22 protein-coding genes are annotated in these 18,453 nt (G+C 64.9%); 2 read left to right on the forward strand and 20 right to left on the reverse strand.

Annotated features, from left to right (window positions below):
- Positions 1–31 precede the first annotated feature (31 nt).
- From nuoF to NUW51_RS04660, 16 genes are all read right to left on the reverse strand, one after another.
- Positions 32–1,336 carry an NADH-quinone oxidoreductase subunit NuoF gene (nuoF, locus tag NUW51_RS04585; RefSeq protein ID WP_265563161.1) on the reverse strand — a complete coding sequence of 435 codons (1,305 nt, stop codon included), beginning with the start codon at positions 1,334–1,336 and terminating at the stop codon, positions 32–34.
- A complete protein-coding gene (locus NUW51_RS04590) occupies positions 1,336–1,485 on the reverse strand; it encodes a hypothetical protein (protein ID WP_265563163.1) in 150 nt (49 codons plus the stop codon). Before NUW51_RS04590 ends, nuoF begins: the two co-directional genes overlap by 1 nt.
- The gene (locus NUW51_RS04595; protein WP_265563165.1) at positions 1,482–1,628 is read right to left on the reverse strand and encodes a hypothetical protein; all 147 of its coding nucleotides are present in this window, start codon (positions 1,626–1,628) and stop codon (positions 1,482–1,484) included. The genes NUW51_RS04590 and NUW51_RS04595 overlap by 4 nt, the downstream gene beginning before the upstream one ends.
- The gene (locus NUW51_RS04600; RefSeq protein ID WP_265563167.1) at positions 1,629–2,294 is read right to left on the reverse strand and encodes a complex I 24 kDa subunit family protein; all 666 of its coding nucleotides are present in this window, start codon (positions 2,292–2,294) and stop codon (positions 1,629–1,631) included. It lies immediately after the preceding gene.
- Positions 2,294–3,193, reverse strand: coding sequence for a hypothetical protein (locus NUW51_RS04605; protein ID WP_265563169.1), 900 nt, complete (start codon positions 3,191–3,193; stop codon positions 2,294–2,296). The genes NUW51_RS04600 and NUW51_RS04605 overlap by 1 nt, the downstream gene beginning before the upstream one ends.
- Positions 3,193–4,455 carry an NADH-quinone oxidoreductase subunit D gene (locus NUW51_RS04610; RefSeq protein WP_265563171.1) on the reverse strand — a complete coding sequence of 421 codons (1,263 nt, stop codon included), beginning with the start codon at positions 4,453–4,455 and terminating at the stop codon, positions 3,193–3,195. Before NUW51_RS04610 ends, NUW51_RS04605 begins: the two co-directional genes overlap by 1 nt.
- The gene (locus NUW51_RS04615) at positions 4,455–5,327 is read right to left on the reverse strand and encodes an NADH-quinone oxidoreductase subunit C (protein ID WP_265563173.1); all 873 of its coding nucleotides are present in this window, start codon (positions 5,325–5,327) and stop codon (positions 4,455–4,457) included. Before NUW51_RS04615 ends, NUW51_RS04610 begins: the two co-directional genes overlap by 1 nt.
- The gene (locus NUW51_RS04620) at positions 5,324–5,815 is read right to left on the reverse strand and encodes a NuoB/complex I 20 kDa subunit family protein (RefSeq protein WP_245113636.1); all 492 of its coding nucleotides are present in this window, start codon (positions 5,813–5,815) and stop codon (positions 5,324–5,326) included. Before NUW51_RS04620 ends, NUW51_RS04615 begins: the two co-directional genes overlap by 4 nt.
- 68 nt (positions 5,816–5,883) lie before the next feature.
- On the reverse strand, positions 5,884–6,261 hold the full coding sequence (gene ndhC, locus NUW51_RS04625; protein ID WP_265563175.1) for an NADH-quinone oxidoreductase subunit A: 378 nt from the start codon (positions 6,259–6,261) through the stop codon (positions 5,884–5,886).
- 108 nt (positions 6,262–6,369) lie between these two features.
- Positions 6,370–7,182 carry an inositol monophosphatase family protein gene (locus tag NUW51_RS04630; RefSeq protein ID WP_265563177.1) on the reverse strand — a complete coding sequence of 271 codons (813 nt, stop codon included), beginning with the start codon at positions 7,180–7,182 and terminating at the stop codon, positions 6,370–6,372.
- Entirely contained in the window at positions 7,182–7,754 is a 573-nt protein-coding gene (locus NUW51_RS04635) for a DUF302 domain-containing protein (RefSeq protein WP_265563179.1), read from the reverse strand. The genes NUW51_RS04630 and NUW51_RS04635 overlap by 1 nt, the downstream gene beginning before the upstream one ends.
- Positions 7,754–8,317 (reverse strand): elongation factor P, encoded by a 564-nt coding sequence (gene efp / locus NUW51_RS04640; RefSeq protein WP_265563181.1) that lies wholly within the window; start codon positions 8,315–8,317, stop codon positions 7,754–7,756. Before efp ends, NUW51_RS04635 begins: the two co-directional genes overlap by 1 nt.
- Positions 8,318–8,457: 140 nt before the next feature.
- Entirely contained in the window at positions 8,458–9,165 is a 708-nt protein-coding gene (locus NUW51_RS04645) for a M23 family metallopeptidase (protein ID WP_265563183.1), read from the reverse strand.
- A gap of 1 nt (position 9,166) precedes the next feature.
- A complete protein-coding gene (locus tag NUW51_RS04650) occupies positions 9,167–10,345 on the reverse strand; it encodes a L,D-transpeptidase family protein (protein ID WP_265563185.1) in 1,179 nt (392 codons plus the stop codon).
- A gap of 52 nt (positions 10,346–10,397) precedes the next feature.
- Entirely contained in the window at positions 10,398–11,060 is a 663-nt protein-coding gene (thiE, locus tag NUW51_RS04655; protein WP_265563187.1) for a thiamine phosphate synthase, read from the reverse strand.
- 20 nt (positions 11,061–11,080) lie between these two features.
- Positions 11,081–11,977 (reverse strand): fructose bisphosphate aldolase, encoded by an 897-nt coding sequence (locus tag NUW51_RS04660; protein ID WP_265563189.1) that lies wholly within the window; start codon positions 11,975–11,977, stop codon positions 11,081–11,083.
- 167 nt (positions 11,978–12,144) lie between these two features.
- On the opposite strand from NUW51_RS04660, the gene NUW51_RS04665 reads away from it, so the two are divergent.
- Both NUW51_RS04665 and NUW51_RS04670 read left to right on the forward strand, forming a co-directional pair.
- Positions 12,145–12,918: a flavodoxin family protein gene (locus NUW51_RS04665; protein WP_265563191.1), complete on the forward strand. Its 774-nt coding sequence runs from the start codon at positions 12,145–12,147 to the stop codon at positions 12,916–12,918.
- 45 nt (positions 12,919–12,963) lie between these two features.
- Complete coding sequence (locus tag NUW51_RS04670) at positions 12,964–13,698, forward strand: phosphatase PAP2 family protein (protein WP_265563193.1); 735 nt, start codon at positions 12,964–12,966, stop codon at positions 13,696–13,698.
- Positions 13,699–13,702: 4 nt separating this feature from the next.
- Here the strand turns inward: NUW51_RS04670 and NUW51_RS04675 are convergent, their stop codons facing one another.
- From NUW51_RS04675 to tkt, 4 genes are all read right to left on the reverse strand, one after another.
- Positions 13,703–14,131 (reverse strand): DUF4440 domain-containing protein, encoded by a 429-nt coding sequence (locus NUW51_RS04675; protein ID WP_265563195.1) that lies wholly within the window; start codon positions 14,129–14,131, stop codon positions 13,703–13,705.
- Positions 14,131–15,333, reverse strand: a complete 1,203-nt coding sequence (locus NUW51_RS04680) for a phosphoglycerate kinase (protein WP_265563197.1) — start codon at positions 15,331–15,333, stop codon at positions 14,131–14,133. The genes NUW51_RS04675 and NUW51_RS04680 overlap by 1 nt, the downstream gene beginning before the upstream one ends.
- 107 nt (positions 15,334–15,440) lie before the next feature.
- A complete protein-coding gene (gene gap / locus NUW51_RS04685; protein WP_265563199.1) occupies positions 15,441–16,448 on the reverse strand; it encodes a type I glyceraldehyde-3-phosphate dehydrogenase in 1,008 nt (335 codons plus the stop codon).
- Positions 16,441–18,417, reverse strand: a complete 1,977-nt coding sequence (tkt, locus tag NUW51_RS04690) for a transketolase (protein ID WP_265563201.1) — start codon at positions 18,415–18,417, stop codon at positions 16,441–16,443. The genes gap and tkt overlap by 8 nt, the downstream gene beginning before the upstream one ends.
- Positions 18,418–18,453 lie beyond the last annotated feature (36 nt).

Here is an 18,453-nt window from a genome sequence, read left to right on the forward strand (position 1 = left end):
AGGACAACGGCGGCTAGGATAAGAATACCCGTCATTCCGCTGCCTCCTGGACGCCGCCATGCTCGTGGATGCGGCGTTCGAGTTCGGGACGGAAGTGTTTGATCAGGCCCTGGATCGGCCAGGCGGCAGCATCGCCCAGCGCGCAGATGGTGTGGCCCTCGACCTGCTTGGTGACGTCGTAGAGACGGTCGATGGTGCCGACCTCGGCATCGCCTTCGACCAGCTTCTCCATCGTGCGCCACATCCAGCCCGTGCCTTCGCGGCACGGCGTGCACTGGCCGCAGCTCTCATGCTTGTAGAAGTAGGAAATCCGGCTGATCGCCTTCACGATATCCGTGCTCTTGTCCATGACGATGACGGCGGCCGTACCAAGGCCCGAGCCCTGCTCCTTCAACCCGTCGAAATCCATCGGACAATCCATGATGTCCTTGGCCGGCACCAGCGGGACCGACGAGCCGCCGGGGATGACGGCGAGGAGGTTGTCCCACCCGCCGCGGATGCCGCCGCAATGCTTCTCGATCAGCTCGCGGAAGGGGATGCTCATCGCTTCCTCGACCACGCAGGGCTTTTCCACGTGCCCGCTGATCTGGAACAGCTTCGTGCCGTGGTTGTTCTCGCGCCCGAAGCTCTTGAACCACGCCGCGCCGCGGCGAAGGATCGTCGGCACGACCGCGATCGATTCCACATTGTTGACCGTCGTCGGACAGCCATAGAGGCCCGCCCCTGCCGGGAACGGCGGCTTCAGCCGCGGCTGACCCTTCTTGCCCTCGAGGCTCTCGAGCATCGCGGTTTCTTCGCCGCAGATATAGGCGCCCGCGCCGCGGTGCAGGAACAGGTCGAAGTCATAGCCCGAGCCGCAGGCATTCTTGCCGATGAGGCCCGCCGCATAGGCCTCGTCGATCGCCTTCTGCATGGCGATGGCCTCGGCGATATATTCGCCGCGGATGTAGATATAGGCGGCGCGCGCGCGCATCGCGAAGCTCGACAGCAGCGCGCCCTCGATCAGCTTGTGCGGATCGTGGCGGATGATCTCGCGGTCCTTGCAGCTGCCCGGCTCGCTCTCATCGGCATTGATAACGAGGAAATTGGGACGGCCCGGCTGCGGCTCCTTGGGCATGAAGCTCCACTTCATCCCCGTCGGGAAGCCCGCGCCGCCGCGCCCGCGAAGACCGCTCGCCTTCACTTCCTCGATGATCGCATCGGGATCGCGCTTCAGGAGCGTCTTGGTGTCGTCCCAATCACCGCGCGCCTGCGCTTCCTTGAGCCCCGGGCTCTGGAAGCCATAGACGTTCGTGAAAATCCGATCCTTGTCGCTGAGCGAGGTAATACCGCTCATCACTTCTTCTCCAGCATCTTGGTCGCGCCGACATAGAGCAGGCCGGCGAGGACGATCCCGACGATCAGTCCGAACACATTCTTGAGGATCCACAGCGCGAGCATCAGGCCGAGGATGGCCGCCACGATCTTGATGATCTGGTTCATCATAGCGGCACCACTCCCGTCATGAACAACACCCCCACCACGAGGATGAGCGCCACCACGGCGAACTTCACCAGCCCGACGAGGAACCGCCAGGCGATGAACGCCAGCACCAGCGCGATGAGGATGAAGGTGAAGTTGAGCTCCACTTACCACTGCCCCCGATAGTCGTAATTGCGCTCGGTCATCTTCTTCAGCGTGGTCGGCCCGCCCTCCGGCTCCGACGAGGTGCGCCCGACCTGGCTGCCCACCTTGGGCGTGTCGCCGCGTTCCAGCGCCTCGAGGATCGCGGTCATGCTCTCCTCGGTCAGGTCCTCGAAATTGTCGTCGTTGATCTGGACCATCGGCGCATTGGCGCAGGTCCCCATGCACTCGACCTCGGTCAGCGTGAACAGGCCATCCTCTGTCGTATGGCCCTTCTTCATGCCCTTGGCCTTGCAGGCCTTCATGACATCGTCCGACCCGCGCAGCATGCACGGCGTCGTGCCGCAGACCTGGACGTGATATTTCCCGACCGGCACGAGGTTGTACATCGTGTAGAAGCTCGCGACTTCCATCACCTTCACGACCGGCATCGACAGCGCGGTCGCGACGAACTCGATCACCGGAATGGGCAGCCAGCCTTGGGTATTGGTCATCCGCCCCACCTGCCGCTGGGCAAGGTCGAGGAACGGCAGACAGGCCGACGCCTGACGCCCTTCGGGATATTTGGCGAGAATGAACTCGGCCTTGGGTGCGGAGACCTCGTCCCACGCAAACCCACCCCATGTCGCCCGCAATTCGGGCGTGTCGGCGGCAAAATGACGACCGGCCATCAGTTCAATTCCCTCTTGGCGGCGTCGAGAAGCCGCTCCTTGGTCGTGTAGCGAAAGTTCATCATGGCGATGCGCCACTCCTCGTTGCGGTCCTCGCCCGTCAGCAGGAAGTAGGCATCGAGCCTGGTGCCCGGCTCGCGGAAGCGCCAGCTGCACTGCTGCACCCATTCGTTCAGTTCGCAGGCATGGCCGACCGGCGTACCGACGGTGGCCTGGATGTGCGCCAATTGCTGCGCCATCGCCTCCGGGCCTTCGCCGACCTGTTCGAAGAACGGCTGGTTGAGAAACGGGTCCATGAAGGCAGTGGTTACGCGGCCATCGGCGCGCACGCGGTTGACAAAACCCTGCGCATTGCTCTCGGTCAGCGCGCCGGCCACCGCCATCGCGCGGTTGAAGTTCAGCTGCGTTTGTTCCTTCCGATGGCGCTCCACCTCGGCGCGCTGCGCGCCGGTCAGATTGGCGACATGCACGGGCGGCGGCACCGCCGCCGGCCGATCCTCGCGCACCCGGTGCGCTTCGTAATCGGCCATCGTCGACACGTCGTAGAAGGACAGCGAACGCCCATTGTCGTCGACCGTCATGCCGACGAAATAGCGCTCCGCATCACAGGCGAATTCATAGGTGTAGAAGATGTCGCGCCCGGCCAAGCGCCGATCGCGCTCGGTCGCATCGCAGCCCGACAGGAGCGCGATCGCTTCCCCCGGCGTGCGCGCGGCGAGCCGGCCGAACATCGTCACCGCCTCGACACTGCTGAAGACGTGACGCAGCTCGTCGGTCTCGCCCGCCTCGAGCGCAGCGACCGCCGCCTCGACCCGCGGATGCAACGGCAGTTGCGTCGGCGGATAGGCCGCCTGCGCCTGCGCGGCGGCCGCAAGGAAGGAGAGCGCGGCGAGGCTCATTACCGGTCGCACTCCCCGAACACGACGTCGATCGCCGACAGCACCGCAGTGGTGTCGGCCAGCATGTGGCCCTTCATCATGAAATCCATCGCCTGCAAATGGCTGAACGCGGTCGGCCGGATCTTGCAGCGATAAGGCTTGTTGGTGCCGTCCGAGACGAGATAGACGCCGAATTCACCCTTGGGGCTTTCGGTCGCGACATACACTTCGCCCTCGGGGACGTGATAGCCCTCGGTGTAGAGCTTGAAGTGGTGGATGAGCGCTTCCATCGACTGCTTCATCTCCGCGCGCTTGGGCGGGAAGACCTTGCGATCCATGGTGCCGATCGGCCCGTCGGGCATCTCGGCAAGGCACTGGCGCATGATGCGCGCCGACTGGCGGACTTCCTCGACACGGACCATGAAGCGATCGTAGCAATCGCCCTTGGTCCCCACCGGCACATCGAAGTCCATGCGGTCATAGACCTCATAGGGCTGCGACTTGCGCAAATCCCACGCGATGCCGCTGGCGCGGATCATCGGGCCGCTGAAGCCCCAAGCCAGCGCGTCTTCCTTGCTGACCGTGCCGATATCGACATTGCGCTGCTTGAAGATGCGGTTGTCGGCGACGAGGCTGATCGCGTCCTCGAACAGGTGGAGGCGATTGTCGAGCCAGTCGCTCATTTCCACCAGTACGCTCTCGGGAATGTCCTGGTGCACCCCGCCGACGCGGAAATAATTGGCATGCATCCGCGCGCCCGAAACCTTCTCGTAGAATTGCATCGTGTCTTCGCGCACTTCGAACAGCCACAGGTTGGGCGTCATCGCGCCCACGTCCATGACGTGGCTGCCAAGGTTGAGCATGTGGTTGGAGATGCGGGTCAGCTCCGCCATCAGCACGCGGATATATTGCGCGCGCAGCGGCACCTCGAGCCCGAGCAGCTTTTCCACTGCGAGCACATAGCTGTGCTCCATGCACATGGGGCTGCAGTAATCGAGCCGGTCGAAATAGGGCAGCGCCTGCGCATAGGTGCGATATTCGATCAGCTTCTCGGTGCCGCGATGGAGCAGGCCGACGTGCGGATCGACGCGCTCGACGATCTCGCCATCGAGCTCCATGATCAGGCGCAGCACGCCGTGCGCCGCCGGGTGCTGCGGACCGAAGTTGATCGTATAGTTGCTGACCGTGTCGTCACCCGCCGTATGGGTGATCGCGCCCGTCCGCGCGGCCTCGAAATCGGCGGCGCGTTCGTCGGGGAACGTCTGGATTTCGACCTTCGCCATTACTTCTTGCCCTTCCGCGGCTTCACCGGCGCATCTTCACGCGTTTCGGGTGCCTCGACGTCCGTTTCCTTGCCGCCCGCATGGTCGGCCTTGTCAGCGACGCTGTCGCGCGCCTCCTCCTTGGCCTCCGCATTGGTCGGCGCGCCCGCGCCCGTGTCCTCGGGCCCCTCGGTCACCTTGGGGTCGCCCGGACCCGCCTTGGCCTTGACCTTGGGCGCCTCGCCGGTCGCCTTGGCGGGGCTCGCCCCACCCGGCTCCTGCGGCTCGGCCTTCTCGTCGCCCGGCAAGCGATATTCGGGGCCTTCCCAAGGGCTGAGAAAGTCGAAATTGCGGAAGTCCTGGGGCAGCTTCACCGGCTCGTAGACGACACGCTTCTCGGCTTCCGAATAGCGCAGTTCGACATAACCCGTCTGCGGGAAGTCCTTGCGCAGCGGATGCCCCTCGAAGCCGTAATCGGTGAGAATGCGGCGTAGGTCGGGATTGCCCGCGAAATCGACACCGTACAGGTCGAACACCTCGCGCTCGAGCCAGCCTGCGGCGGGCCACAGCCCGGTCACGCTCGGTACCGCCGTGTCGGCGTCCGTCAGCACCTTCACCCGCAGGCGATGGTTTTGCGTGACGCTGAGCAGGCAGTAATTCACCTCAAACCGCTCCGCGCGGTCGGGAAAATCGACACCAGCGATCTCCATCAGTTGCTGGTAGCCGTGGGTGTCGCGCAGCGCGGTCAGGATCGCGACCAGCGCCGAGCGCTTCACGACGATGGTCAGCTCACCGACCGCCGTGCGCTCCTCGACGATGCCGTCGCCGAAATCGCGGCGCAGGGCGTCGAGAAAATCGGTGCGCTGCGCATATTTGGGATAGGCCAGGCTCATCGCTCGATCGTCCCCTCGCGGCGGATCTTCCGCTGCAGCTGCATGATGCCATAGAGCAGCGCTTCCGCGGTCGGCGGGCAGCCCGGCACATAGACATCGACCGGCACGATCCGGTCACAGCCGCGAACGACGCTGTAGCTATAATGATAATAGCCGCCGCCATTGGCGCAGCTGCCCATCGAGATGACGTAACGCGGCTCGCTCATCTGGTCGTAGACCTTGCGCAGCGCCGGCGCCATCTTGTTGCACAGCGTGCCGGCAACGATCATCACGTCCGATTGGCGCGGGCTAGCGCGCGGGGCGGCGCCGAAGCGCTCGAGGTCGTAGCGCGGCATGTTGACGTGGATCATCTCGACCGCGCAGCAGGCAAGGCCGAAGGTCATCCACCACAGGCTGCCGGTACGCGCCCATTTGAACAGGTCTTCGGTCGAGGTGACGAGGAAGCCCTTTTCATCGAGCTCGCGGCGCATCTCCTCGAACTTCTCCATGTCCGGCGAGCCCACTTCGAGGCCAGCGGCGCGCGCGATGTCCTGCTCGGTCGGCTTGGGGCTGTAGGTTACTCCCATTCGAGGGCTCCCTTTTGCCAGGCATAGACGAGGCCCAGCGTCAGTTCGGTGAGGAAGATCATCATCGCGATCCAGCTCGCCCAGCCGGTGCCCCACAGGCTCACGGCCCAGGGGAAGAGGAAGGCGGCTTCGAGATCGAAGACGATGAAGAGGATGGCGACGAGGTAGAAGCGCACGTCGAACTGGTCGCGGCTGTCCTCGAAGGCGGGGAAACCGCACTCATATTCGCTGAGCTTGGCCGCATCGGGCTTGTGCGCACCGGTCAAGCGGCTGACGCCCATGGGCAGGAACACGAACAGCGCCGACAGCCCCCCTGCGATGAACAGGAAGAGGAGGATCGGCAGATAATCGACGGCAACTGCGGCCAAGGAAGGTCTCCGGCTACGTGGTTTGGCGCGGCTTTAGGACAGGAAGGCGCTGCTTCGCAACCGCCTAAAGATGCGCATCAGCCTATTGCGACTGGTTCGCAATTCCTTCTAGCGGATCGCGCCCGCGACCAGCTTGTGCAGCTTGCTGTGCAGGTCGCCATTGGCCGCCAGATATTCGCGCTTGGCGAGCATCCGGTCCTGCCCGCGATAGTCGGTGACGAAGCCGCCGGCTTCCTTGACCAGCAACAACCCCGCCGCCACGTCCCACAGGTCGAGATCGTCTTCCCAGAAGCCATCGAGGCGTCCGGCCGCGACCCAGGCGAAGTCGAGGCTCGCTGCGCCGAAACGCCGCACTGCCGAAACCTGTGCGCCGATCGCGCCATAGATGCGCGTCCAGCGGCCGATGTCGCCGCGACCGAAATGGGGCATGCCGGTGCCGATCAGCGCTTCGTCGAGATGGCGCCGCGCCGACACGCGCAGACGCTGGTCCTGCAGCCACGCCCCGCGGCCCTTTTCGGCCCAGAAGCTTTCGTCGGTGATCGGCTGGTAGGTCAGCGCATGGGTAATTTCGGGATCGCCGTTGGGCTTCTTGTCCTCGACCGCGATGGTGATCGCGAAATGCGGGATGCCGTGAAGGAAGTTCGACGTGCCATCGAGCGGATCGACGATCCAGCGCGGCTTGTCGGGATTGCCCTCGATCACGCCGCCTTCCTCGAGCACCAGCCCCCAGTCGGGGCGCGCATGGCGGAGTTCATCGACGATCGTCGCCTCGCAGCGTTTGTCCGCCATCGACACGAAGTCCGCCGGCCCCTTCTTGGACACCTGCAGATTCTCGACTTCGTTGAAATCGCGCCTGAGACGCGGCGCGGCCTTGCGCGCGGCGCGTTCCATGACGGTGATGAGGCCCGAGTGGCTAACCATTATTCGCTATCTTCCTTCTGCGTGACCGCCGCGTCCCTGCCCGCCGCGGTCATCGCCAATGTCTCAAGTGCCCCCGAAATCGTCTCGATCCGATCGTCCTGCTGCTCGATGCCATGGCGCGAGGCGAGCCAGACCGGGCTGTTGTAGCTGACCTGCGTCACGCCCTCCGCGTCCTGGTAGATCGCCATGCGCTGCGGCAGATCCAAGGCTGCGCTCGGCGCCGCGCGCATCAAATGCGTGCCCACTTTGGGCTTGCCGAAGAAGATCGACACGGCGGGCAGCATGTCGAGTTCGACGCTCGCCGCATTGCTCGCATGATCGAGCTTGGCGACGACCGTGAAACCGCCCTCCTCGAGCGCGGCTTCGAGCCGCTTTACCGTCTCCTCGACGCCAGCATCGCTCGCCACCGTCTTCACGCCATTGCCGAAGGTCGCGACCTCGCTGCCGCTGGCCTCGACATCGCCGCCCGTCTCGCTGGTCGCCGCCTCTTCCTCTGGCGGGGTGGACCATTGCTGGTCGCATCCCCCGAGCGCGAGCGCGGCGATGCCGGCAAGAACGGCGGCGCGGCGCATCAGTCGGCCCGCTTCGAATAAGTGAAGTCGGTCGTGTCGACGATCACCCGGGTGCCCGAAGTGATGTGCGGCGGGACCATGATCTTGACGCCATTGTCGAGCACGGCGGGCTTGTAGCTGGCGCTCGCCGTCTGGCCCTTCACCACCGCGTCGGCCTCGACCACCTCGGCCTCGACGAACTGCGGCAGCTGGACGCTCAGCGGGCGGCCTTCATGCGTTTCGAGGATGACGTCCATGCCATCGGTCAGGAACGCCGCCTGGTCGCCGATCAGATCCTTCTGGACGATGACCTGTTCATAGGTTTCCTTGTCCATGAAAGTCAGTTCATCGCCATCGGCGAACAAATACTGATAATCCTGCGTCTCGAGCCGCACCTTCTCGACCGATTCCGCCGAGCGGAAACGCACGTTGGTCTTGCGGTTGTCCTCGATGTTCTTGAGCTCGACCTGCATATAGGCGCCGCCCTTGCCGGGCTGCGTATGCTGGATCTTGACCGCCTTCCACAGGCCGCCTTCATATTCGATGATGTTGCCGGGACGGATATCGACCGCATTCATCTTCATGATCGCAATTCCTCTACTTATATTCGCCCGACCGGCAGGACGCCGTCCTCGACGCCCCTCGTTTCACCGACAGTCTGAAAGAACCGGGCCGACCGTTGCAGGCCGACCGTCCGGACGCATGATCCTTGATGGCAACGCCCCTAGCCGTCCTCATCCTCTCCTGCAAGCAGCGGATAGGGATTGACCGGGCGGCCCTCCCACCAGCCTTCCTCGGGCTCCATGCGGTGCACCGCGAAATGCAGGTGCGGCCCATCGGGATTGGCATTGCCGCTAAAGCCCACCGTCCCCAGCCGCTGGCCGAGCGCGATCCGGTCACCTTCCTCCAGCCCGTCCGCATAGTCATCGAGATGGGCGTAATAATAGACCCACTTCTTGTCATCGGAGCGCACGTAGAGCGTCTTACCCCCGCCACCGTCTGAGAAATAGATCTTCTCCAGCACGCCTGGCGCCGCCGCCACGACAGGCGTCCCGGTATCGGCCATGATGTCGATCGCATCGTGCCGCCGCGCCCCGCCGGCGCGGGCCTGCGTGAAGGTATCGACCAGCGCCTCGGGGGTCACGCCCGCGACCGGCACGGCCATGCCGCGCGGCCCGATCTCGACCGACCGCGCGCGCCGAAGCTCGGGATCGAGCCGCAGCGTATCGCCGCGGTCGAGCCCTTCCTCGCCCACCGTCTCGAACTCGGCGTCCTGCATCGGTCGCGGCGACGCGTCGCCCGGCGATGTCGGAGCCTCCGCTTCCACCGCCGCCTCCTCGGCAGCCGGTGTCACCATGCCTGAGTTGAACGCCACCAGCCATCCCATCGAGGTGATGATGGCGGTGACGATCGCGACCAGCAGCGACTTCACGTTACGCGACGAACTTCGCGCGGAAGCCCTCGTCCATGATCCTGGACAAGGTCAGCACGTCCCAATTGGTCATGCGCAGGCAGCCATGGCTCTCGGTATAGCCGATGGTCTGCGGCTCGGGCGTGCCGTGAATGCCGTAATGCTCCTTCGACAGGTCGAGCCAGGCGACCCCGACCGGGCCGTTCGGCCCCGGCGGCAGCATCACGCTTTCCTCGCTGTCATCGACATCCCAGAACAAATCGGGCTGGTAATGGAAGGGCGGCAGGAAGCTATAGGCGTTGACCGTCCACTCCCCGATCGGGAGCGGATCGTTCTCCGACCCCGTCGTGACGGGGAACTGCGCCACCAGCTTGTCGTCGGCATCGAACACGCGCAGCTGGCCGTCCGATTCATCGACGGTGATATATTTGCCCTTCACGCCCGGCTCGGGCTGTACGTTGAGGGCATTGAACAGGTCGCGCTCGGCGCCTTCCATCTCGCCATAATCGCGGCTCGCGGGCAGCACGTTGGGCAATTGCAGGACGGTGCCGATCTCGACATTTTTCGCCTTGTCGCCATTCAATGCGATCAGCGTCTCCTTGGTAGTGTGGAACCGCTCGGCCACTTCCTCGATCAGCGTCTTGTAAGGCATGCGCTCCATCTCGGCCTGTTTGGTCGGATCATCGGGAATGCTCTTGTGCGGCGAGCCGAACTCGGTCTCGTCGATGCGCAGGAAACGCGTCGGCTTGCGCCCATTCTCCAACAGCTTCTGCCGCGTCGGCGTATCCAATTCGCCCGTCACCTCGAGCCCATGCGCTTCCTGGTAACCCTTGAGCGCCCAGGTGAAATTCTGCCCTTCCCTGCCGTCGATCACGCCCGGCGAGAAATTGGCGCGGTCGAGCAGGACCATCGCGTGAAAGACGTCATTGTCGATATCGGCCATCAGCCGCTGCTCGCTCTCGCCCTCCTCGAGCGCGGTCGAGCCATAGGTCGCCCCCGGCTTCGTCTTCTTCTGCGCCGTCGCCTCGGCCGCCTTGGCTTGGCTCGACTTTTTCATCTGCGTCGAACTGCTGGCCTCGCTGGTCTGCGCCTCGGCACCATCGGAGGTCAAAAGGGCGCCGCCTGCGGCCAGCGCGATCGCGCCGGCGAAAGCGGTAACGACTTTGTTGCGGGGAAATTTACGTTGCGAAAGACGGGTCATGCATCACCTCTTGGACTGGACTATTCTCCAGCCAACGCAGCAGACCCTCGCTTTATCCCTCGCCCAGCACTTCCTCGAACGCCGCCACTGCCGCTGCCACGTCCTTCGCACCCCAGATCGCGCTCGAAACGGCAAGGAAATCGGCGCCCGCGCGCACCAGCGGCGCGGCCTTGTCCGCCGTGATCCCGCCGATCGCCACACAGGGCAATTCGAACAGGCTCGACCACCAACTGAGGATCCCCGGTTCGGGGCGATGCTCGCTCGGCTTGGTCGGGCTGTCGTAAAAGGCACCGAAGGCGACATAATCGGCCCCCGCCTCGCCCGCTTCCATCGCGAGGTGGCGGCTGGCATGACAGGTCACCCCGATCTGCACCGACGGCCCGAGGATGGCGCGCGCGTCCTTCACGTCGCCATCGCCCTGCCCCAGATGTACGCCATCGGCCTTCAGCCGCTTGGCCATCGCCACATCGTCATTGACGATGAACGCCACGTCCGCATCGGCGCAGATTTGCTGTAGCGGTTCGGCCAGCCGCGCCAGCGCATGGCTCTCCATCCCCTTCACCCGAAGCTGGAAGGCCGCGACGCGCTCATGCGCCACCGCCGCGCGCAGCCGCTCGGGAAAATCACCGCCCACGTCCTGCGGGCTGATCAAGTAGAGATCGCAAGGATGCTCGCGTTCGGGCGCCGGAAAGACGCTATAATCGAAATCGTCCATGCGCCGCCCCTAGCGCAAAATCAGCCGTTGCACACGCTCGCGGCATAGATTTCGTCGATCGCGCCACCCAATGCCTCGTCAAACTGCGCATCGTCCATGTCGGCACGCAAATCCTGCAAGAGCGCGCGGGAAAAACTCGCGATCATGCCGCGGTTCTTCGCCAGTTTCGCATTGGCCTCCTCGCGCTCGTAACCGCCCGACAGCGCGACCACGCGCGCGACATGCGGATGCGCGACCAGCGGCGCATAGAGATCATCCTCTTCCGGCAAAGTGAGCTTGAGCATCACGCGCTTGCCGGGGTCCATCCCGTCCAATGCAGCGGTGAGGTGCTTCAGCAGCATCCGCTCGGCCTCGCCCCGGCTCGGCGACTTGATGTTCACCTCGGGCTCGACGATCGGCATCAGCCCGCCCTCGAGGATCTGGTTCGCCGCCATCATCTGCTGCGTCACGATGGCATGAATGCCCTCGTCATTGGCGTGATTGATAACGCTGCGCATCTTGGTGCCGAACACGCCGCGCGCCCGCGCCTTGGCGATGAGCTCGTCGAGCCGGGTCAGCGGCTTCATCTTCTGGACGCCTTCGGCTTCGTCCTCGAGCCCCTGGTCGACCTTGAGGAACGGCACCACCCCGCGCTCCCACAACAGCTGCGGCACGGGCTTGCCGTCCGCTTCGCCGTCCATCGTCTTCTCGAACAGGATCGCGCCAAGGACCTTGCGTCCGGAAAAGCTCGGCGCCGTGACGATGCGCGTGCGCATGTCGTGGATGAGGCCGAACATTTCCTCCTCATTGGACCACGCATCCTCGCCGATCCCATAGGCCGCGAGCGCCTTGGGGGTCGACCCCCCCGACTGGTCCAGGGCGGCGATAAAGCCCGAACCGCCCACCATCTGCGCCATCATCTTGGGATCGAACGTCATCGTGTCTGGCCTCCCCGCCGGTCGAGTGCATACGTATGCGTGGCCCGCTAGACGGCCTGTCCGACCGGCGCAACGCTGTGAACGCTCACGCCTGCGAAAAAGCCATGCCGCGTAACTTTCCACCCCCGCCGCACGTATGATCGAAACGACAGGCGGGAGAAATTTCAATGACCATCATGTCCGATCAGCAGGCCGCGATCTGCAAGGAAGCCGCGCTCGACGGCAGCGGGCTTACTGCCATGCTCGTCAACGCCAGCCTCAAACCGCCGTCCCAGAAGAGCCACACCGACACGCTGCTCGACGTGGTCGGCGAAATCTTCACCCGCTCGAACGTTGCCGTCGACCGCCTCCGCCTGTCCGACCACCTCCTCGCCCCCGGCGTCTATCCCGACATGACCGACCATGGCTGGGAGCGCGACGACTGGCCGCAGCTCAGCGAGCGCGTCATCGGCGCCGACATCCTCGTCCTCGGCACCCCCATCTGGCTCGGCGAGAAGTCATCGCTGGCGCAGGCCTTCATCGAAAAGCTCTACGCCCATTCGGGCCAGACCAACCCTGCCGGCCAATATCTCTTCTACGGCAAGGTCGGCGGCTGCGTCGTCACCGGCAACGAGGACGGCATCAAGGCGGTCGCCGCTTCCTGTCTCTACGCGATGAGCCACGTCGGCTACACCATCCCGCCCCAGGCCGATTGCGGCTGGATCGGCGAGGCCGGCCCCGGCCCCAGCTACGGCGATGAAAAGGAGGACGGCTCGGGCCGCGTCGGCTTCGACAATCTCTTCACCCAGCGCAACACCACCTTCATGGCCTTCAACCTGATGCACTTGGCCCTGATGCTCAAAGCTAGTGACGGCATCCCCGCCGTCGGCAATGTGCGCAGCGACTGGGACGACGGGTCCAAACCCGGCTGGCCCAACCCCGAATATCGCCTCGAGGACTGAGTTTTCACGAGGGAACCAAGGCTCCCATCTGTTTCTTGACCGCCAATGGACTCCAAGGACGCACGCCGGGCCCTCAAGGAAGATCACGGCCCCGACAGTTGGCTGCTGGTCGGCTTCCTCGTCGGTGCCGCCGTGCTCGCCGCCATCATCTTTCTCGCCAACGAGATCATGGAAGGCGATCATTTCGGCTTCGACGAGAAGATCCTTCTCTCGCTGCGCAAGGCCGGCGCGCTCGGCGACCCCACCGCCCCGCAATGGATGACCGAGGCGATGATCGACATCACCGCGTTGGGCGGCGTCACCGTCCTCACGCTCGTTACCCTCTTCGCGGTCGGCTACCTGCTCGCCATCGGGCGCCACAAGGCCGCGCTCTTCGTCTCGGTATCGATCGGTCTCGGTGCGCTGGCGACCAAGCTCGCCAAGGGCATCGTGCTGCGCGAGCGGCCCGACGTCGTGCCCCACCTCGTCCCCGTCGACACACTGAGTTTTCCCTCGGGCCACTCGCTCAATTCGGCGCTCGTCTATCTGACGCTGGCCGCGCTGGTAGCGCGCACACGCACGCACATGGGCGTGCGCCTCTACCTGATGGGCGCCGCGCTCGGCCTTACCTTCCTCATCGGCTTCTCGCGCCTTTATCTCGGGGTGCACTGGCCGACCGACGTCCTCGCCGGCTGGGGCCTCGGCGCGCTCTGGGCCGCCGCTTCCTCTCTCGTCGCCAAGCTGTTTCAGCGCGAGGGCAAGGTCGAACCGCCATCGGAGGGCGAGGAAGTCGAGGAATGAGCGCCTAGCGCCAGAGCTGCAACGACCGGATCGCGCCCGCCACGCGCTCGTCGTCCTCGGTGCGGCTCAAGGCGCGTTCGGTGAGCTGCCACTTGCGGCTCATCGCGCTCTTCTTCCACATATCCTGCAGCCAGAAGGTACCCGACCATGCGCGCCCCTCGAGCGTCATTTCAAGCTCGGCCTGAGTCGCGAACAAGGCGACACCGCCATGGCGGCGACAATAGATGTTCCCGAAGCGATAGCCCGAACAGCCGAACTGGTCGGGCGCGGCATCGATCAGGCTCGAGCGATCGAGCAGCACGGGCTTTGACGCGGCCACCACGAAGCGGAAACTGCGCGCCGTCGCCTGCTTCAGCAGCTTGCGATCACGCTCGATCCAGCCCCGCATCCAGCGGTGCTCGGCAGTCTCGATGCTGGCACTGATCTCGGCCATCAGTCGCGCAGCGCCGCCACACCGGGCAGCGCCTTGCCTTCCATCCATTCGAGGAACGCCCCGCCCGCAGTGGAGACGAAGCTGAAATCGCCCGCCACGCCGGCCTGGTTCAAGGCGGCGACCGTATCGCCCCCGCCCGCCACGCTCGTGAGACTGCCTTCCTTGGTCAGCGCCGCCGCGGTCTGCGCGAGGCTCACCGTGGCGCGGTCGAACGGCTCGGTCTCGAACGCCCCGAGCGGCCCATTCCACACCAGCGTCCTGCACGTCTTGAGGACATCGGCGAGCGCCTCGACCGCACTCGGCCCGATGTCGAGGATCATCTCGTCAGCCTCCACCTCATGCACGTTGACCGTGCGAAGGCTGTCGGGATGGGCCGCGAACTCCTTCGCCACCACCACGTCATAGGGCAGGTGAATGGTGCAATCGGCCTTGTCGGCGGCGGCGAAGATGTCGTTCGCCTGCGGCACCAGATCGGCTTCCATCAGGCTCTTTCCCACCGTCACGCCGCGCGCGGCGAGGAAGGTGTTCGCCATCCCTCCGCCGATGATCAGATGATCGACCTTCTCGACGAGATTCTCGAGCACCGCCAACTTGGTCGAGACCTTCGCCCCGCCGACGACCGCCGCGACCGGATGCTCGGGGCTCCCCAACGCCGCCTCCAGCGCCTTCAGCTCCGCCTCCATCGCGCGGCCCGCATAGCTCGGCAGATACTGCGTGATGCCGACGGTCGAGGCGTGCGCCCGGTGCGCCGCCGAAAACGCATCGTTCACATAATAATCGCCGAGCCCCGCCATCGCCTCGGCGAGCGCCGCGTCATTGGCCGTCTCGCCAGCATGAAAGCGGGTATTCTCCAAAAGCCCGATCGCGCCCGGCAGCATGATCGACACTGCCCGCGCCGCCTCGGGCCCCTGGCAATCCTCGATGTAGCGCACCGACAGCCCCGTGCGCTCGCGCATCGGCTCGACCAGCAGCGCGGTCGACATGCTCGGTTGCGCCCGCCCCTCGGGCCGCCGGAAGTGCGACAGGACCAGCACCTTGGCGCCCTTGCCCGCCAATTCCTTCAGTGTCGGCAAATGCGCCCGGATCCGCGTATCGTCGGTGACGTCGCCATCGGCCATCGGCACGTTGAGATCGCAGCGCACCAGCACCGTTTTCCCACCGAGGTCGTCGGGCAGGTCGTCGAGGGTCTTGAAGCTCGTCATAAAACTCTCCGTCGCCCCAGCGCAGGCTGGGGCCCATGTCAGCTCAATTCATCCACGACGACGATTGCCAAGCCGGCATGGATCCCAGACTTCGCCGGGATGACGCGTCAGAGCTTGCTCGCCATCACGCCCGCGGTATCGATCATGCGGTTCGAGAAACCCCACTCGTTATCGTACCAGCTCACCACGCGCGCCAGCTTGCCTTCCATCACGCCGGTCTCGAGGCTGTCGACCGTCGAGCTTGCCGGATGATGGTTGAAATCGCTCGACACCAGCGGCTGCTCGGTAAAGTCGAGCACGCCCTTCATCGCCCCTTCGGCTGCCGCTTTCAGCGCCGCGTTCAATTCGTCCTTCGACGTGTCGCGACCCGGCTGGAAGACGAGATCGACGAGGCTGACATTGGGCGTCGGCACGCGGATCGAGGAACCGTCCAGCTTGCCGTTCAATTCGGGCAGCACCAGCCCGACCGCGCGCGCCGCGCCCGTCGTCGTCGGGATCATGTTCTGCGCCCCGCCGCGCGCCCGGCGCATGTCCGAGTGCATCTGGTCGAGCATGCGCTGGTCGTTGGTATAGCTGTGCACCGTGGTCATGAAACCGCGCTCGATGCCGACCGTGTCGTTCAAGACCTTGGCGACCGGCGCGAGGCAGTTGGTGGTGCAGCTGGCGTTCGACACGATGATGTCGTCGCCCGTCAGCGTGTCATGGTTCACGCCATAGACGATGGTCTTCAGATCGCCCTTCGCCGGGGCCGAGATCAGCACCCGCTTGGCGCCCGCGTCGATGTGCGGCTGGCTCGCCTCGACCGACTGGAAGAAGCCGGTGCATTCGAGCACGATGTCCACGCCCATCTCGCCATGCGGCAGCTTGCCGGGATCGCGTTCCTTGGTCACCGCGATACGCTTGCCACCGACGATGATCGCATCCTCGCCATCCACTTCGACCGAACCGGGGAAGCGACCATGGGTGCTGTCATATTGGAACAGGAGCGCGTTCGACTTGGCATCGGCAAGATCGTTGATCGCGACCAGTTCGAGATCGTGATCGTCGCGCTCCAAGAGCGCGCGGGCCACGAGGCGACCGATGCGGCCGAAACCGTTGATGGCGACTTTAGTCATTGTTCAAACGCTCCATGATCTTGGATTGGATGGCCTCGGGCGTGAAGCCGAATTTCTCGAACAGGTCGGGGGCGGGCGCGCTCGCACCGAAGCTGTCGATGCCGATGTTGAGCCCGTTCTTCATCGTCATGTCGGACCAGCCGAAGGTCGTCCCCGCCTCGATCGACACGCGCAGGATCTCGCTCGGATCGACCTCGGGCAGGATGTCCGCCTGATAGGCCGCGTCCTGCGCCCGGAACTTCTCCCAGCTCGGCATCGACACGACATCGGCGCCCACGCCGTCATTCTCCAGCCGCTCGGCCACCTCGGCGGCCAGATGCACTTCCGAGCCCGTCGCGATCAGAATGACGCGGCGATCCTTCTTGGCGCTCTTGATCCGATAGGCGCCCTTGGCGGTGAGGTTATGTTCGCTCTTCTCCAATCGCATCTGCGGCAGCCCCTGCCGCGACAGCGCGAGCAGCGCGGGCCCATCGCCCGCCAGCGCATCGCCCCACGCCTCGGCCGTCTCGACCGCATCGCAGGGCCGATAGACGGTCAGCCCCGGCATCGCCCGCAGGCTTTGGAGATGCTCGACCGGCTGGTGCGTCGGTCCATCCTCGCCCAGCCCGATAGAATCATGCGTCATGACATGGACCACCTTGGCCCCCATCAGCGCACCCAAACGGATCGCCGGGCGCGAATAATCGGCGAAGACGAGGAAGGTGCCGCCATAAGGCAGCACCCCGCCATGCAGCGCCATGCCGTTCATCGCCGCGGCCATGCCGAATTCGCGGATACCGTAATAGATGTAGCGCCCGCCGTAATTCTTGGCATCGAGCGGCCCGATCCCGCCCGCCTTGGTGTTGTTCGAACCGGTAAGGTCGGCCGACCCGCCGATGGTCGCGGGAATCGCCTCGTTGATCGCGGCCAGCACGATCTCGCTCGCCTTGCGCGTCGCCATCTTCTCAGGGTTCGCGATCAGCTTCTCGATCAGCTGCCCCTGCCAGCGCCGGTCCCACTTGCCGTCGAGCTGGTCCTTGAACGCCTGGGCCTTGTCCGACGCCGCCAGCCGCTCTTCCCACGCTTGTTTCTCAGCCTGCGCGCGCTGGCCGATCGCGGTCCACGCCTCGCGCACGTCGTCGGGGATGACGAAGGGCTCGGCGTCCCAGCCCAGCTCCTCGCGCGCCTTGGCGATCTCGTCCTCGCCCAAGGGCGCGCCATGCGTCGCCGCCGTGCCCTGCTTGGTCGGCGCGCCATAGCCGATGGTCGTCTTGCAGCGGATGATTGAAGGCTTGTTGACCTTCTTCGCCTCGGCGATCGCGCGGCTGACCGCATCGGCGCTCATGCCGTCGCATTCATGCGTCGACCAGCCCATCGCCTCGTGCCGCCCGAGCACATCCTCGGTGCGCGACAGGTCGGTCGACCCGTCGATGGTGATTTCATTGTCGTCCCACAGCACGATCAGCCGCCCGAGCTGCAAGTGCCCGGCCAGTCCCGCCGCCTCATGGTTGATGCCTTCCATCAGGCAGCCGTCACCCGCGATCACATAGGTGTGGTGATCGACCAGCTCGTCGCCATAAATGGCATTCAAATGCCGCTCGGCAATCGCCATGCCCACCGCGGTGGCGAGCCCCTGCCCCAGCGGCCCCGTCGTCGTCTCGACGCCTGCCAGCAGGAAATTCTCGGGATGCCCCGCGCACGGGCTCTTCAGCTGCCGGAAATCCTTGATCTCCTGCATCGTCGGATGCGCATAGCCCGACAGGTGCAGCAGCGAATAGGCGAGCATCGAGCCATGCCCCGCCGACAGCACGAAGCGGTCGCGGTCGGGCCAGTGCGGATCGGACGGATCATGCTTGAGATGATCGGCATAGAGCGCCACGGCGGCGTCGGCCATGCCCATCGGCATACCGGGATGACCCGAATTGGCGGCTTGCACCGCGTCCATCGAGAGGGCGCGAATGGCATTGGCTAGGCGGCGCTTGGTCGGCATGCCGGCTCCTTGTGGCATAGATCCCCGGGCGGGCCG

It is taken from the genome of Sphingomicrobium arenosum, from assembly GCF_026157085.1.
Taxonomy (GTDB): Bacteria; Pseudomonadota; Alphaproteobacteria; order Sphingomonadales; family Sphingomonadaceae; genus Sphingomicrobium; species Sphingomicrobium arenosum.

Excerpts from the sequence above, each read along its gene's own strand:
- nuoF (WP_265563161.1), bottom strand. The coding sequence starts at position 1,336 with ATGAGCGGTATTACCTCGCTCAGCGACAAGGATCGGATTTTCACGAAC.
- efp (WP_265563181.1), bottom strand. The coding sequence starts at position 8,317 with ATGAAGATGAATGCGGTCGATATCCGTCCCGGCAACATCATCGAATAT.
- NUW51_RS04670 (WP_265563193.1), top strand. The coding sequence starts at position 12,964 with ATGGACTCCAAGGACGCACGCCGGGCCCTCAAGGAAGATCACGGCCCC.
- NUW51_RS04605 (WP_265563169.1), bottom strand. The coding sequence starts at position 3,193 with ATGAGCCTCGCCGCGCTCTCCTTCCTTGCGGCCGCCGCGCAGGCGCAG.
- NUW51_RS04675 (WP_265563195.1), bottom strand. The coding sequence starts at position 14,131 with ATGGCCGAGATCAGTGCCAGCATCGAGACTGCCGAGCACCGCTGGATG.
- NUW51_RS04590 (WP_265563163.1), bottom strand. The coding sequence starts at position 1,485 with ATGATGAACCAGATCATCAAGATCGTGGCGGCCATCCTCGGCCTGATG.
- tkt (WP_265563201.1), bottom strand. The coding sequence starts at position 18,417 with ATGCCGACCAAGCGCCGCCTAGCCAATGCCATTCGCGCCCTCTCGATG.
- NUW51_RS04600 (WP_265563167.1), bottom strand. The coding sequence starts at position 2,294 with ATGGCCGGTCGTCATTTTGCCGCCGACACGCCCGAATTGCGGGCGACA.
- thiE (WP_265563187.1), bottom strand. The coding sequence starts at position 11,060 with ATGGACGATTTCGATTATAGCGTCTTTCCGGCGCCCGAACGCGAGCAT.
- NUW51_RS04650 (WP_265563185.1), bottom strand. The coding sequence starts at position 10,345 with ATGACCCGTCTTTCGCAACGTAAATTTCCCCGCAACAAAGTCGTTACC.
- NUW51_RS04630 (WP_265563177.1), bottom strand. The coding sequence starts at position 7,182 with ATGGTTAGCCACTCGGGCCTCATCACCGTCATGGAACGCGCCGCGCGC.
- NUW51_RS04660 (WP_265563189.1), bottom strand. The coding sequence starts at position 11,977 with ATGACGTTCGATCCCAAGATGATGGCGCAGATGGTGGGCGGTTCGGGC.
- NUW51_RS04615 (WP_265563173.1), bottom strand. The coding sequence starts at position 5,327 with ATGAGCCTGGCCTATCCCAAATATGCGCAGCGCACCGATTTTCTCGAC.
- gap (WP_265563199.1), bottom strand. The coding sequence starts at position 16,448 with ATGACTAAAGTCGCCATCAACGGTTTCGGCCGCATCGGTCGCCTCGTG.
- NUW51_RS04665 (WP_265563191.1), top strand. The coding sequence starts at position 12,145 with ATGACCATCATGTCCGATCAGCAGGCCGCGATCTGCAAGGAAGCCGCG.
- NUW51_RS04620 (WP_245113636.1), bottom strand. The coding sequence starts at position 5,815 with ATGGAGAAGTTCGAGGAGATGCGCCGCGAGCTCGATGAAAAGGGCTTC.
- NUW51_RS04635 (WP_265563179.1), bottom strand. The coding sequence starts at position 7,754 with ATGCGCCGCGCCGCCGTTCTTGCCGGCATCGCCGCGCTCGCGCTCGGG.
- NUW51_RS04680 (WP_265563197.1), bottom strand. The coding sequence starts at position 15,333 with ATGACGAGCTTCAAGACCCTCGACGACCTGCCCGACGACCTCGGTGGG.
- NUW51_RS04610 (WP_265563171.1), bottom strand. The coding sequence starts at position 4,455 with ATGGCGAAGGTCGAAATCCAGACGTTCCCCGACGAACGCGCCGCCGAT.